This window comes from Micromonospora phaseoli (assembly GCF_900109115.1).
Taxonomy (GTDB): domain Bacteria; phylum Actinomycetota; class Actinomycetes; order Mycobacteriales; family Micromonosporaceae; genus Micromonospora; species Micromonospora phaseoli.
In genome coordinates, this window is sequence record NZ_FNYV01000006.1 from 161,906 (window position 1) to 176,357 (window position 14,452).

Here is a 14,452-nt window from a genome sequence, read left to right on the forward strand (position 1 = left end):
CTGTCCCGCACGGCTGCGCGGTCATCCGTGCCGGGTTCACCGCCGTGAGTGACGAGGCACGTCGATCATCTCGCTGCACCCTCCGGGCCTGACAGGTCACGGCTTTCGTAGTCGCGGCGGGAGCCGCAGACGTCGGCGCGGGAGCACATGGAGCGCGAGCCGTCGGCGTCCAGGCGAACGGTCACCGCGTCTCTCGGGACGCTGTGACCGACCACGCGGCCCTCCCCTTCCGGCGTGGTGACGCGGGCGCCGATTGCCGGAGCTGATTCGGTAAAACGGGCATACAAAGGATGTTCGTATTTGAGGCAGCACATCAACCGGCCACAGGCACCGGAGATGCGCAGCGGGTTGAGCGGGAGATCCTGGTCCTTGGCCATCCGGATGGTGACCGGCTCGAAGTCGTTCAGGAAGGTGGCGCAGCACAGGTCGCGCCCACAGGAACCAATGCCACCCTGCACCCGGGCCGAATCCCGGGCCGAGAGCTGGCGCAGCTCCACCCGGCAGTGCAGGGTCGCACCGAGGTCGCGTACCAGGGAGCGGAAGTCCACCCGATGCGGGGCGGTGAAGTAGATGGTGCTGCGCTCGCCGCCGCTCTCACCGTTGCCGAGCACGTGGTCGACCGCCACCACCTTCATCGGCAGGCTGTGCTCGCGGATCAGTCGCTTCGCCGCGACCTTCGCCTCGGCCTTGCGCCGCCGCAGCGCCTCGTCCCGTCGCAGGTCCTCATCCTGGGCCAGCCCGGCCAGCCGGGGGAAGCCCTCGGTCTCCTCGGTGACCCACTGCGCCGCCCACACGCACTCCGCCACCTCGGGACCGTCGTCGGTGGGGACCAGCACCTTGTCGCCCACCTGCGGCCGCAGCTCGCCAGGGTCGAGGTAGTAGAGGCGCCCGTACCGCTGGAAGCTGACCGCGCAGAGCATGCCCATGCCCTCACCCTACGTCGCCGGCACGGCGGCGTGTCCGGTCGGCATCATCGGCGAGTACGCCGTGCAGGCATCCATGATTGTCGACTCGACCGATCCCCATCCCAACCGCCGGTACGACGATGCCGGCCCGGACGGTTGAAACCTGCGCGGCAGGCGGGACAAAGCAGCTTCGACCGCGTTGAGTAGGGGCAGACCTGCGGGGGGTGCAGGGATGGCACGGCGTCGCCGACAGGCAGCCCGGACGGGTGCCCGTGGGCGACGCCGTGCGCCCGTCCGGCCGGTTCACCAGCCGAAGCCGTGCCTGTCCGGCCGGTTCACCAGCCGACGCCGTGCCCGTCCGGCCGGTGTCACCAGCCGACGCGGGTCGTCCGGCCACCCGGTGTTCCGCCACCGGGGTCGGGACGGAAGCGGGCGCCGGCCGGCCGCCACGGAGACTCGGCCAGGCTCGGTGACCACTGCCGCAACAGGTTCTCCGCACCGTCGTAGGCGACACAGAGCACCGCCAGCACCCGCGCGCCGACTTCGGCGGCGGCGATTCGACCCGGCGAGGACGGGCCGGCATCTGTCGAGGCACGACTGACCGAGGTGGCCGCGACGACGGCGACCGCCTCGGCCGAGCCGATCACCTCGGCCAGCGCCCGGGCCACGGCGAGCCGGCTGCCCTCCACCCAATCGGCGAGCGCGTCGGCGTAGCCAGCGGTGGCTTCCAGCCGCCCGACCAGGCTCTCCGGCCCCTCGTCGAGGTGGCGCAGCAACGTGGCCCGGGACTGGCTGTAGGCCAGTGCCGCCGACCCCGACCAGAGGATCGGGTCGGTCAGCGCGGCGCAGGCGTGGTCGTACCCGTGCACGTGCCGGCGCACGGCGTGCCCGGCGGTGGCCAGCGGTGCGGCCCGCAGGTCGAGAAAGCTGCGCAGCGCCTCACCGGGCAGCACCTGCATCCGGCGCAGCAACGGCCAGACCCGGTGCCCCTCGGGGGCACCGGCGGCCAGCAACGTGTCGACGCGGTGCAGCAGCTCGACGCCGGGCTCGGCGAGCCGGTCCAGGGCGTCCATCAGCTTTCGCCGATCAACCGACGGGAGGCGACGGAATCGGTGTCGGAATACCGGTCGGCCGCCTCCCGCAGCGCGGCGGCCACGGCCGCCACCTGGGCGGCGGCGGAGTGTGCCTCCCGCGCCCGGTCACCGGTGGCGGCCACCCACTGTCGGTGCAGCGCCCGGCCGATCTCGCCCGGCCGCCCCGGTGCGTCGGCGCCGAACGCCACCTGAGCCGGGTCACTGGCGGTGACCGAACGGGAGAGGGCGGTCAGCGTGGCGCTAGCCTCGTCGAGGCGGCCGGCCAGAGCGCGAAGGCTGTCCATCTCAGGCCCCCGCCAACGGTCGGTAGGCGGTGAAGGTCTCGTTGTGCAGCTTCTCCCTCGCCCACTCGGCGGCGTCGGCAGCCGCGGCGACCGCAGCCCGCACCGAGTTGGCCACGTCGCGCGGAGCCCGGGCGTGCAGGGGCCCGAGGAACCGCACGTCGGTGATCCGGCCTCCGGCGGTGACCACCACCTCCACCAGGCCGTCCGGCGATCGAACGGTGACCTCGACCGTCGCCACGGCCTGGTCGAACTCGGCCTGGAGGGACTCGATCCGACGGTAGCGCCGGATCGCCTCCTCGATCCACGCCTCGTCGATCTCACCCCGCGGCATCGCCGGACTCCTCCCGAGCGCCATCACTGTGCGTGCCGCCACCGTCACCACGGCACACCGGACCGTACCGCACGCGAATTGCGCCTGTCGATGGCTGTGGATAACGGTCCGGAGCGCGGGACGGCTGGCACGCCACCCACCGAACGGCGGTTGGGTCAGCCCTTCCAGAGGGCGAGCATCATCGCCTCGACCGCGATCCGGGGCTTGACGTTGGCCTCGATCGCCGTGCGACAGGAGAGCACGGCCTCCAGCCGCCGCAGCGTCCCCTCCGCCTGCCAGCTACGGGCACCGGTGTCGGCCAGCTCCGCGGTGTCGGCGTGCACCGGCGCCACCGGCGCACCCAAGGCCGTCATGAGCGCGTCCCGGTAGAAGGCGGCCAGGTCGACCAGGGCGCGATCCAACGCGTCCCGCTGCGCCCGGGTCGCCCGGGACTTCTGGCGCCGCTCCAGGTCCTTCAGCTGCCCGGCGGATCCCCGCGCGGCGCCGGCCGCGCCCCGACCGGTGCCACCCGCACCGAGCGCCGTCTCCAGCGCCGAGCGTTCCGTCGCGTCGATCTCCGCGACCGATGCCTCGGCCTCCGCCTCGGCCGCCTCGATCAGCGCGGACGCCGCGTCGAAGGCCGCGCCCACGCTGGTCAGCCGCCGCGGCACCGCCAGTACCGCAGCACGCCGGGCGCGGGCCTGTGGATCGCCGGCCAGCCGGCGGGCCCGTCCCACATGCCCCTGAGTGGCCGCCGCCGCCCACCGCGCCACGTCCGGCGCGACGCCGTCCCGGCGGACCAGCACCTCGGCCACCGCGTCGGCGGAGGGCTGGCGAAGCGGTACGACCCGGCACCGTGACCGGATGGTCACCGAGATGTCGTCCGGGTGGGTGGACGGCGCGCAGAGCAGGAAGACGGTACGCGGTGGTGGCTCCTCGACCGCCTTGAGCAGCGCGTTACCGGCCGCCTCGGTGAGCCGGTCGGCGTCTTCGATGATCACGACCTGCCATCGACCACCGGAGGGGGTGCTGGCCGCCCGGAGCACCAGGGCCCGCATCTCGTTCACACCGATGGAGAGCCCATCGGGCACCACCAGCCGAACGTCGGCGTGGGTACCGGCGAGGGTGGTGTGGCAGCCGGGGCACGTCCCACAGCCGGTGCCGTGCACGCACTGGAGCGCGGCGGCGAAGGCACGTGCCGCGACCGACCGTCCCGACCCGGGCGGGCCGGTGAAGATCCAGGCATGGGTCATCCCGCCACCCGGGCCGCCGCCGGCCTCCGGCGCCGGCTCGCCGGCCGTGCGCAGCACGGCAGCGGCCGCGGCGGCGGCCCGGCGCAGGGTCTCCACCGCCTCGTCCTGCCCGACCAGGTCGAAGAAGGCGTCCGGCATCACGTCCGCTCCGTCACCACCAGCTCCGACGGGGATAACTCGGGCTGCACCGAGGTGTCCGGGCCGTTCGCCGGCGGCGGGTGCTCGATGTTGCCGCGGTCGCCCAGCATCTCCTCCACCCGGCGGGAGACCTGCTCCGCGATCTCCTCGACCGGGCGGGCCGCGTCCAGCACCAGGTAACGCTTCGGGTCGGCGGCGGCGAGATCCAGGAAGGCGTAGCGGACCCGCTCGTGGAAGGAGACCGACTCGGCCTCCAGCCGGTCGGCGGTCTCGTTGCGGGCGGCCACCCGGGACAGCCCGGTACCCGGGTCGACGTCGAGCAGCACCACCAGGTCGGGCTTGAGCCCGCCGGTGGCCCAGGAGGAGAGCCAGGAGACCTCGTCGACCGGCAGCGTACGCCCGGCGCCCTGGTAGGCCAGGGACGAGTCGACGTACCGGTCACTGATCACCACCGCGCCGCGGACCAGGGCGGGCCGGACGACGGTGGCCACGTGGTGCGCCCGGTCGGCGGCGTAGAGCAGCGCCTCGGCGCGCGGCGAGGGCGCCTCCCCGGCGGCGGTGTCGAGCACCAGCGACCTGATCCGGGCCCCGATGCCGGTGGCGCCGGGCTCCCGGGTGACCACCACGTCCCGCCCCTCGCCGCGCAGCCGCTCGGCCAACTGGGCGAGCTGGGTCGACTTGCCCGCGCCCTCGCCGCCCTCGAAGACCACGAAGAGCCCGGCCGAGACGAACGGTTCGGCCGGCATCAGCGGCCGACCCCGGATCGACCCCCACAGGTCGGCCAGGACCGGAACGCCCTTCTTGTCGTCCATCTGACCGAACGCGCTGATCCCGGCGAAGATCCCGGCCGCGCCGGCGGCGAGCAGCAGCAGGCGGGTGGAGGAGACGGAGATGCCGAGGTCGGCGATGGTCAGCATGCGAGATCCACCGACGCCGGCGAGCAGGCTGCCCAGCGCGATCGCCAGGATCAGCACGAGCCGGGTGCCGATCTGCACCACGGCGAAGACCCGACCGCGTACCTCGTCGGCGACCTCGCCGCCGAGCAGGGTGGTGCCGGAGAGGAAGGCCATCCCCGCGCCGGCGCCGACCAGGACCGCACCGACCAACGCCATGGACAGGTGGATGGCGAAGGCCAACGTCATCACCGAGGCGCTGGCCAGCACGATGCTCATGCCGAACCAACGCCGCCGGGACATGTCCCGCACGATCATCGGCCCGAGCCCGATGCCGATCGCCAGGCCGATGAAGATCGCGCCGAACAGCAGGTAGAACGCGGCGTCACCGGCGCCGAGCGAGTCGGCGAAGAACCGGGCGGTGCCGATCACGATGCCGCCGCCGGCGAAGGCGCCGAGGATGCCGAGGACCAGTCCCCGGACCAGCGGGGTCTGCCCGATGAACCGCCAGCCCTCGGTGAACTGGCGCATCATGCTCTGCTCGGTACGGTCCTGCTCGTCGGTCTGCCCCTGGCTGATCTCCTTGATGCCGAAGGCCACCACCACGGCGGTGGCGAGCCGGGAGAATGCGTTGAACCAGAGCGCGAGCTGGGCCGGCTGGGACCAGGAGGGGATCTCACCTCCGGTGGCGCCCCGGATGATGCCGTCGAGCGACGACAGCACGATCGCGGCGAAGACCGGGGTCAGGCCGTACGTGGTGATCAGGGTGAGCTGGTTGGCCGTCTCCAGCCGGGCCCGCGGGATGAGGTTCGGTACCGCGGCTTCCTTGGCCGGGATCCAGAGCAGGGTGACCGTCTCGATCAGGAAGGTGGCGATGGCCGCCCAGCTGACCACCCGCGCGCCGCTGGCGCCGGTCAGCGCGTACAGCGGGATGGAGGCGAAGAGCACGAATCGCAGCAGGTCGCAGATGACCATCGTCCAGCGCCGGTCGAACCGGTCGGCGAGCACTCCGGCGAACGGGCCGAGCAGCAGGGCGGGTAGCAGCCGAATGGCGATCACGCCACCGAAGGCCGCGCCCTTGGCGGTGCTCCCCTCCACCTGGGCGGCGGCGAAGACGCTGGTGGCGAGCAGTCCGAGCCAGTCACCGAAGGAGGCCGCGCCGAGCACGATCCAGAGCCGGCGGAACGGCCGGATGCGCAGCACCGAACGGATCGCACCGTACCCGGTCAGGTCGGGTTGGCCGCCGGGTCCGCCCGACGGGCTCTGCGCCCCCGCCTTGCCGGGCTGGTTGGTGGCACCGCCGGGCTGGCCGGTCGCGCCGCGTCCGGCGGTGCCGGCGGGCTGTCCGGCTGAGTCGGCTTTGCCGGCCGGCTGTCCGGCTGTGCTGGCGGGCTGGTCCGCGGACGGCGACACGCCGGACGACTCGCCGTTGAACTCGCTTTCGATGGCCGTACCTCCACGTGCCGGCCCATCGCTGGGCACCCCCGGTGGAACACTCTAGACCTGACAGGGACGTCGTCCCGTCCTGCATCGCCTGCTCGCCGCAGCCTAGGCCGCGGTGGCCAGCCCGACCCAGGCAGGCAGACGCGAGGGTATTTCGCATTAACCGTTTCACAGTTAGCGTGCACACGTGGCCACCGACAGCGAGAACCTGCGCCACCGCCTCGACCGGGCGACCGCGCACCTCGACCCCCCGTACGCGGTGGTCGACCTCAGGGCCTTCGACAGCAACGCCGCCGCGCTCGTCGACCGGGCCGACGGCAAACCGCTGCGGATCGCCAGCAAGTCGCTGCGTAGCCGCGAACTGGTCGCCCGCGCGCTGGCCCGGCCGGGCTGGCACGCGGTGATGGCTTTCACGCTGCCTGAGGCGATCTGGCTGGTCCGCACCGGCGTCAGCGCCGACGTGCTGGTGGCGTACCCCACGGTCGACCGGGGAGCGCTGGCGGAACTCGTCGCCGACCCGACGCTCATGGCGGCGGTAACCCTGATGATCGACGACCCGGAGCAGCTGGACTTCTGCGACGCGGTGTCGCCCCCCGGTCGCCGGCCGGAGCTGCGGGTCTGCCTCGACCTGGACGCCTCCTGGCGGCTGCTGGGCGGCCGGGTGCACGTCGGTGTGCGTCGCTCACCGGTGCACAGCGCGCGGGCGGCCGGCCGGCTCGCCGCCACCGTCGTCCGCCGGCCGGGCTTCCGGCTGGTCGGACTGATGTCGTACGAGGCACAGATTGCCGGCCTGGGCGACGCACCGCCCGGAAGGACGGCGCTCGGCACCGCGATCCGGCTGGCTCAACGCGGGTCGTACCGCGAGTTGCTGGCCCGCCGGAGCACGGCGGTGGCCGCGGTACGCGAGCACGCGGACCTGGAGTTCGTCAACGGTGGTGGCACCGGCAGCGTGGCCGCGACCAGCGCCGATCCCGCGGTAACCGAGGTCACCGCGGGATCCGGGCTGTACGGGCCGACACTCTTCGACGCGTACCGGGCCTGGCAACCCACCCCAGCGGCCTTCTTCGCCTGCTCGGTGGTCCGCCGGCCGGCACCCGAACTGGCCACCGTGCTCGGCGGCGGCTGGATCGCCTCCGGCTCGGCCGACCGTAGCCGGCTGCCCCGACCGTGGCTGCCTACCGGGCTCAAGCTGCTCGGTGCCGAGGGGGCCGGCGAGGTGCAGACGCCGCTGACCGGGTCGAGGGCCGCCACCCTGCGCATCGGTGACCGGGTCTGGTTCCGCCACGCCAAGTCCGGCGAGCTGTGCGAGCGGGTCAACGAGCTGCACCTGGTGGACGGCGACAGCGTGGTAGCCACCGTGCCGACCTACCGAGGTGAGGGCCGTGCCTTCCTCTGAGCGTCAGGCGGGCTGCGCGGCCGGCTGGGCGGGCTCGACGATCTGGTCGTCGGCCGGCTTCGCGGGCTGCACGACCGGCCGGTGACCGGAATCGCCCCGCGCGTTCACCTGACGGTGCAGGTACTCGCGGATCAGCGCCTTGGCCTCGGTCAGCACCCGGTCATCCCCGTCCGGCTTCCGCCGGAACGCGAGCTTGATCAGGGCGTCGGCCGCCTCCACCGCGATCTCCAGATGGAAACGCAGCTCGGGGACGTCGGCCAGGCCGAACCGCTCGGTGAGCACCCGGCCCAACTGGTCGGCGATCACCCCGTTGTTGTCCCGCTGCTCATCGAGCAGATGCAGGTCGACCACGTCGCCGAAGTGCAGGGTACGGAACCCGGGAACGGTGCGGTGCATCGTGATGTATTCATCGATCCCCGCGTCGACTCCGTCCCACCAGTGGGTCAGATCGTCCGAGGCGAAGCGTTCATCGAGCCGCTGGAGATAGGACTCCATCGTGCGCAGCGTCAGCGCCTGCACGATCGCCCGCTTGTCCGGAAAGAACTGGTAGACCGACCCGATCGCCACCTCAGCCCGCTCGGCGAGCAGGGTGGTGGTCAGCCCCTCGTACCCCACCTCGTCGACGAGTTCGGCACAGGCGTCCAGCATCCGCTGAACGCGCGCGACACTACGACCCTGCACTGGTACACGGCGCAGCGGCCCGGTCGTGGCGGCTGAAGTGGACACTCGCCACCCCCTCTCGACGGATGAACATATCTGCACGTCACGAGACCGTGACTACCGGTACAACGAGCGGACCTCGATTGCGGTGTTTACCAGGAACAACGTTCCTGATATGAATTCGGTTCATATTCATCTTGAGGAGCGCGCCGATGGCCGGAACCGGACCCGCCGATGCCGCCACCTGGTCCAACTGGGCCGGAAACCAGCACAGCCGCGCCACCGCCGTCCTGCGACCGTCCTCCGTCGCCGAGGTGGCCGAGCAGGTCCGCGCGGCAGCCGAGGCCGGTGAGCGGATCCGCCCGGTCGGCAGCGGCCACTCCTTCACCCCCGTCGCGGTCGGCGACGGGAGGCGGATGGACCTGGCCCGACTCGCCATCGACGTACGCGTGGACATCGATCGGCGCCTCGTCACCGTACCGGCCGGGATGACGCTGCGGGAACTGAACGCCCTACTCGCCGGTCATCAGCTGGCGCTGCCCAACCTCGGCGACATCGACGCGCAGACGGTGGCCGGAGCGATCTCCACCGGCACCCACGGCACCGGCGCGGCACACGGGGGCCTGGCCACCTTCGTCGAGGCGCTGACCCTGGTCACCGGGGCCGGCGAGGTGCTGCGCTGCTCGGCCGACGAGCGGCCCGACGTCTTCGACGCCGCCCGAATCTCGCTCGGCGCGCTCGGCGTACTGGTCGAGGTGACGTTGCGTTGCGTGGACGCCTTCGTGCTGCGGGCACAGGAGCGCCCGGCGTCCCTGGACTCCGTGTTGGCGGAGATCCCCGCACTGGTCGACGCGCACGATCACGTCGAGTTCTTCTGGTTCCCGTACACCACCCGGGTGCAGCTGAAGACGAACGACCGGGTGGCCGTCGACGACCGGCCGTTGTCCCGCTGGCGCAGTTGGCGCGACGACGACTTCCTGGCCAACACCGTCTTCGCCGGGGCCTGCCGGCTCAGCCGGGCGATGCCGAACCTCGCGCCGGGGATCAGCGCCCTCTCCGCCCGGGCGCTCACCGAGCGGATCTACACCGGCCGCTCCGACGCGGTCTTCTGCAGTCCGCGCCGGGTCCGCTTCCTGGAGATGGAGTACGCGCTACCGCGCGAAACCCTGGCCGACGCGCTCGACGCGCTGCGCCGGATCATCGACGGGCTGCCGTTCAAGGTGCTCTTCCCGGTCGAGGTGCGGTTCACCGCCGCCGACCGGATCCCGCTGTCGCACTCCTACGGACGCGAATCCGCGTACCTCGCCGTGCACCAGTACGTCGGCATGCCCTACGAGCCGTACTTCCGGGCCTTCGAGAAGGTGGCGACCGCGCTGGGTGGCCGGCCGCACTGGGGCAAGCTGCACTGGCGCGACGCCGAGTCGCTGGCTCCCGCCTACCCCCGCTGGCACGACTTCCAACAGATCCGCGCCCGTCTGGACCCCCACCACACCTTCACCACCCCCCACCTGACCACCCTCCTCGGCTAGCCCGGCCAACACCGGATCTTGGTCCGAAACGCCCCTGGAGGGGCGCTCCCGTACCAAGATCACGCGGGGAGAGGTCAGTCGGTGGTGCGGGCGGTGCTGGTGGTCTTCTTCGCGGGGGTGGCCTTGGCGGCCTTGGCGGGGGTCTTCTTGGCGGCCTTGGCGGGGGTGGCCTTGGCGGGGGTCTTCTTGGCCGGGGCCTTCTTCGCGGGGGTCTTCTTCGGGGCCGGACCCTTTGCCCGCTTCTCGGCGAGCATCTCGGAGGCCTCCGCCAGGCTCAACTCCTCGGGAGTCTGACCGCGCCGCAGGGAGGCGTTGGTCTCCCCGTCGGTGACGTACGGGCCGAACCGGCCGTCCTTGATGACCAGGGGCTTCTCGGTCAGCGGGTCGGCGCCCATCTCCCGCAACGGCGGGGCCGCGGCCCGACGCTGGCGGGTCTTCGGGGCGGCCAGCAACGCCAGCGCCTCGTCCAGCGTGACGGTGAACATCTTGTCTTCCGAGTCCAGCGAGCGGAACTCGTCACCACGCTTCACGTACGGTCCGTAGCGGCCGTTGTTGGCGAGCACCTCCGCGCCGTCCGGGCCCACCCCGATCAGCCGGGGCAGGCTGAGCAGCTTGAGCGCCTCGTCGAGGGTGAGCGAGTCCGGCGACTGCGAGCGCAGCAGCGAGGACTTCCGCTCGCCGCTGGCCACGTACGGGCCGAACCGGCCGGACTTGAGCAGGATCGGCTCCCCGGTGGCCGGGTCGTCACCCAGCTTGCGTTCGCCACCACCGCCGAGGAACAGCTCGTGCACCTTCTCCGGGGTGAGCTCGTCCGGCGCCAGCCCCTCCGGGATCGGCGCCCGGTCGCCCGGGGTGGTGCCCTCCTCGCCCTCCGCGGCGGGGGTCTGCTCCTCGCCGGGCACCGAGCGTTGCAGGTACGGCCCGTACCGGCCGACCCGCACCACCACCTCACGTCCCTCGTCGTCGGTGTGCAGCGGGATGGAGTTGACGCTGCGCGCGTCGATGTCGCTGAGGTTCTCGGTGACCAGCTTCTTCAGCCCACCGGAGCGGGCGATGTCCTGGTCCCCGGCGCCGTTGGTGGTGCCGAAGTAGAACGCGGTGAGGAAGTCGACGGCGGCGTGGTCGCCACCGGCGATCTCGTCCAGCTCGTTCTCCATACTGGCGGTGAAGTCGTAGTCGATCAGGCGCGGGTAGTGGCGCTCCATCAGCCCGATCACCGCGAACGCGAGGAACGACGGGATCATGGCCTGGCCGCGCTTGAAGACGTACCCACGGTCCTGGATCGTCTGCATGATCGAGGCGTACGTGGAGGGGCGGCCGATGCCCAGCTCCTCCAGGGCCTTGACCAGCGACGCCTCGGTGTAGCGGGACGGCGGCTGGGTGTGGTGGCCCTGCGCGGCCAACTCCTGGGCGGTGAGCGGCTGGTCCTTCACCAGGTTGGGCAGGCGACGCTCGGCGTCCTCCGCCTCGGCGTTCTCGTCGTCGCTGGACTCGACGTAGGCGCGCAGGAAGCCCGGGTCGGTGATGGTCTTGCCGGTGGCGCCGAAGTCGGCCTCCTCGCCGGCGGTGGTGGTCGCCCGGATGCGAACCGAGACGCTGGAGCCGACCGCGTCGGTCATCTGCGAGGCGATGGTGCGCCGCCAGATCAGCTCGTAGAGCTTGAACTCCTCGGCCGACAATTCCTTGGCCACCTCGCCCGGCGTACGGAAGTTGTCCCCCGCCGGGCGGATCGCCTCGTGCGCCTCCTGCGCGTTCTTCACCTTGCCGGTGTAGCGACGCGGCTCCGGCGGCACGCTGCGCTCGCCGTACAGCTCGATGATCTGCCGACGGGCCGCCGCGATGGCGGTTTCCGACAGGTTCACCGAGTCGGTACGCATGTAGGTGATGTAGCCGTTCTCGTATAGCCGCTGCGCCGTGCGCATCGTCTGCTGCGACGAGAGCCGTAGCTTGCGGGCCGCCTCCTGCTGGAGGGTGGAGGTGATGAAGGGCGCGTACGGCCGGCGCCGGTACGGCTTCTCCTCGACCCGGGTGACGGCGAACGGCCGCCCGGCCAGCCGGGCGGCGAGCCCTCGGGCGCCCCCCTCGTCGAGGTGCACCACACCCGCCCCGGCGCGAACGCGACCGGTGGTCGGCTCGAAGTCCTTGCCGGTGGCGATCCGGTCACCGTTCAACGCGACCAGGGTGGCGTTGAAGTTGCGCGGCCCCTCGCCCGGGTTGGTCACGGCGAGCGTGGCGAGGATGTCCCAGTACTCGGCGGTGCGGAAGGCCATCCGCTGCCGCTCCCGCTCGACCACGATCCGGGTCGCCACGGACTGCACCCGGCCCGCCGACAGCCTCGGCATGACCTTCTTCCACAGCACCGGGGAGACCTCGTAGCCGTAGAGCCGGTCGAGGATGCGCCGCGCCTCCTGGGCGTCGACCAGGTCGCGGTCGATCTCCCGTGGGTTGGCCACCGCCGCCTGGATCGCCGGCTTGGTGATCTCGTGGAAGACCATCCGCCGGACCGGCACCTTCGGCTTGAGCGTCTCCACCAGGTGCCAGGCGATCGCCTCGCCCTCCCGGTCCTCGTCCGTGGCGAGGAAGATCTCGTCGACCTCCTTGGCCAGCTTGGTCAGCTTGCTGATCTGCTGCTTGCGGTCGGCGGAGACGACATAGAGGGCGTGGAAGCCGTTGTCGACGTCGACGCCGAGCCGGGCCCATGGCTCGCCCTTGTACTTCGCCGGCACATCGGCGGCGTTGCGCGGCAGGTCGCGGACGTGCCCGAAGCTGGCCTCCACGACGTACCCCGGGCCGAGGTAGCCCGAGATCGTCTTGGCCTTCGCCGGAGACTCGACGATGACCAGACGGGTGGTTCCAGCGTTGCTCGGCACGTCTGCTTCGACCTCATTCCTGACTAAATGGCCGCGCCTGGCCGGCTCCGGGCGCACTCGACCCACCGGTACCCGGCGGTCCGGATGTCCAACGTAACGCGCCGTCCGTGTTTCAGGTTTCGCGGGCGGCAATCTGCCCCGGACGATCTGTGGTCACGCAATCGGCGTCACCGTACACCCTGGGTAGGGCGTCGAGCGGGCCGCTGTAACCATCGCAGCCCCTCGTGGAGGTTGAACTGCACCGATCCTCCCTGTGTTCCCCGACACCCGGGCTGTCCCCGATCAGACAGCCGGACAGCACCCCGGCCGGCCTCAGCCGCGGGTCGGCCAGGCTGTCGACGGGGCCGCGGACGGCCGCTCACCGACCAGCTCGGCCAGCCGCAGCGTCCGGCGACGTCCCCTGATCAGGTACCCGGGACCGCCCGGCCCCGGCTCCACCAGCTCGCCGGCCAACCCCGCCCGGGCCAGGGCGGCACCGACCACCGACCACCGCTGCGCATCGACGCCGCCCAGCCGGAGCAGGAAGTCCGGTGGTTCGGCGATCCCCGCCGCGGCGAGCCAGAGGCGCAGCCGCCGGCCGTCGAGCTGGAACCCCGGTGGCGGGTGCTGCGTCGGGCCGCGCAGCCAGGCCGCCGCGAGCGGCACGATCGCCCGGGTGTACGCGGTACGGACCGCGTACCGCTGGTCCTCGGTGGCTGCCCAGCTGGCCCGGACACCCCGTTGGGCCAGCTCGCCGACGAGCACGTGCACCCGCCACGCGGCGTCCACCACCACCGACAGCCGGGCGGTTCCGCCCATCCGGTGCACCTCGCCCGGTCCGGCGAGCAGCCCGGCAAGATCGGCAACCGAGGGTTCGCCGGTCTCGGCACCGAAGAAGACCAGTTGCCGGTCGGTGTTGGCCGGCTCCGCCGGGACCGGTGCCGGGGCATCGTCGCCGGCCAGCGGCTCGGCCTCCGGCTCCCCGGCGCTTGCGCTCGCGGTGGCCCGCCGACCGCGGGAGGATCGCCGGCGTGCCGCCGGTGGGGCCGGGTCGGGCACCGGGAAGGCTACCGGCAGCGGCTGCGCCGCCGGTGTCTGCCCGGAACCGGTCAACGGCATTCAGGTACCTCGTCGAAGGCGCGCTTGAGCTCCTCCGAGTCCAGCCGGCTGGTGTCCAGCGCGCTCGCGTCGTACTCCTGCTGGAGGGTCTCCACCGTGTCCTGGACACCGTCGTAGAAGGTGCTGGCCTCGCCGGTGGCCAGCCCGTCGATGGCGGTCCGAGCCCGGCCGTAGGCGTCCCGCATCGACGCGAGCGAGGCCCGGAAACCGGCGGAGACCTCCTCACCATGCTCGACCTCGGGCACCCCCGCCTGCTCCACCTTCTCTCGGGCGGTCTCGCTGGCCTGCTCGGCCCCGCCGAAGAGCCGGACCAGGTTCTCCTTGGCCTGGGCGGGGGTGGTCTGCGCGGTCATCTGCTGGTTCGTGCTGCTGGTCAACTTGCTGATCTCGGCCCGCCAGGGGGTCAGCGCCGAGCACACCGAGGCGGCCCAGGCCCGGGGGCTCGGACCGCTGGAGCCACAGGCGGCGACCAACAGGACCAGCGTGGCCAGGACCACCGTGAGCTTTCCGGCGGTTGCCGCCCGGCACGTACGCATGCGTTGCAGGGTACGGCGTCTGCCGCGGCTCGGCACCGGTCAG

At 72.1% G+C, this 14,452-nt stretch carries 13 protein-coding genes; 3 read left to right on the top strand and 10 right to left on the bottom strand.

What is annotated here, in order from left to right; all coding sequences use genetic code 11:
• Positions 1-65: 65 nt before the first annotated feature.
• Entirely contained in the window at positions 66-926 is an 861-nt protein-coding gene (locus BMY89_RS17040) for a PSP1 domain-containing protein (RefSeq protein WP_092380984.1), read from the bottom strand.
• On the opposite strand from BMY89_RS17040, the gene BMY89_RS30425 reads away from it, so the two are divergent.
• On the top strand, positions 925-1,065 hold the full coding sequence (locus BMY89_RS30425) for a hypothetical protein (protein ID WP_170147704.1): 141 nt from the start codon (positions 925-927) through the stop codon (positions 1,063-1,065). The genes BMY89_RS17040 and BMY89_RS30425 overlap by 2 nt on opposite strands.
• A 208-nt stretch (positions 1,066-1,273) precedes the next feature.
• Here BMY89_RS30425 and BMY89_RS17045 read toward each other — a convergent pair whose 3' ends face one another.
• From BMY89_RS17045 to tmk, 5 genes are all read right to left on the bottom strand, one after another.
• Complete coding sequence (locus tag BMY89_RS17045) at positions 1,274-1,978, bottom strand: hypothetical protein (protein ID WP_092380985.1); 705 nt, start codon at positions 1,976-1,978, stop codon at positions 1,274-1,276.
• The gene (locus BMY89_RS17050; protein ID WP_092380986.1) at positions 1,978-2,283 is read right to left on the bottom strand and encodes a hypothetical protein; all 306 of its coding nucleotides are present in this window, start codon (positions 2,281-2,283) and stop codon (positions 1,978-1,980) included. The genes BMY89_RS17045 and BMY89_RS17050 overlap by 1 nt, the downstream gene beginning before the upstream one ends.
• A 1-nt stretch (position 2,284) precedes the next feature.
• Positions 2,285-2,614: a YbaB/EbfC family nucleoid-associated protein gene (locus BMY89_RS17055; RefSeq protein ID WP_092380987.1), complete on the bottom strand. Its 330-nt coding sequence runs from the start codon at positions 2,612-2,614 to the stop codon at positions 2,285-2,287.
• A gap of 155 nt (positions 2,615-2,769) precedes the next feature.
• A complete protein-coding gene (locus BMY89_RS17060) occupies positions 2,770-3,984 on the bottom strand; it encodes a DNA polymerase III subunit delta' (RefSeq protein ID WP_092380988.1) in 1,215 nt (404 codons plus the stop codon).
• Positions 3,984-6,359, bottom strand: coding sequence for a dTMP kinase (tmk, locus tag BMY89_RS17065; RefSeq protein WP_372433248.1), 2,376 nt, complete (start codon positions 6,357-6,359; stop codon positions 3,984-3,986). Before tmk ends, BMY89_RS17060 begins: the two co-directional genes overlap by 1 nt.
• Before the next feature lie 148 nt (positions 6,360-6,507).
• Here tmk and BMY89_RS17070 point away from each other — a divergent pair, with 148 nt between their 5' ends.
• Complete coding sequence (locus tag BMY89_RS17070; protein ID WP_092380989.1) at positions 6,508-7,716, top strand: amino acid deaminase/aldolase; 1,209 nt, start codon at positions 6,508-6,510, stop codon at positions 7,714-7,716.
• 3 nt (positions 7,717-7,719) lie between these two features.
• Here BMY89_RS17070 and BMY89_RS17075 read toward each other — a convergent pair whose 3' ends face one another.
• A complete protein-coding gene (locus BMY89_RS17075) occupies positions 7,720-8,364 on the bottom strand; it encodes a TetR/AcrR family transcriptional regulator (protein WP_092380990.1) in 645 nt (214 codons plus the stop codon).
• 224 nt (positions 8,365-8,588) lie between these two features.
• Here BMY89_RS17075 and BMY89_RS17080 point away from each other — a divergent pair, with 224 nt between their 5' ends.
• The gene (locus tag BMY89_RS17080) at positions 8,589-9,905 is read left to right on the top strand and encodes a D-arabinono-1,4-lactone oxidase (protein ID WP_092380991.1); all 1,317 of its coding nucleotides are present in this window, start codon (positions 8,589-8,591) and stop codon (positions 9,903-9,905) included.
• 74 nt (positions 9,906-9,979) lie between these two features.
• Here BMY89_RS17080 and topA read toward each other — a convergent pair whose 3' ends face one another.
• From topA to BMY89_RS17095, 3 genes are all read right to left on the bottom strand, one after another.
• Positions 9,980-12,775 carry a type I DNA topoisomerase gene (gene topA, locus BMY89_RS17085; protein ID WP_092380992.1) on the bottom strand — a complete coding sequence of 932 codons (2,796 nt, stop codon included), beginning with the start codon at positions 12,773-12,775 and terminating at the stop codon, positions 9,980-9,982.
• Between the two features lie 312 nt (positions 12,776-13,087).
• Positions 13,088-13,873: a hypothetical protein gene (locus tag BMY89_RS17090; RefSeq protein WP_092380993.1), complete on the bottom strand. Its 786-nt coding sequence runs from the start codon at positions 13,871-13,873 to the stop codon at positions 13,088-13,090.
• Positions 13,864-14,409 carry a hypothetical protein gene (locus BMY89_RS17095; RefSeq protein ID WP_092380994.1) on the bottom strand — a complete coding sequence of 182 codons (546 nt, stop codon included), beginning with the start codon at positions 14,407-14,409 and terminating at the stop codon, positions 13,864-13,866. Before BMY89_RS17095 ends, BMY89_RS17090 begins: the two co-directional genes overlap by 10 nt.
• Positions 14,410-14,452 lie beyond the last annotated feature (43 nt).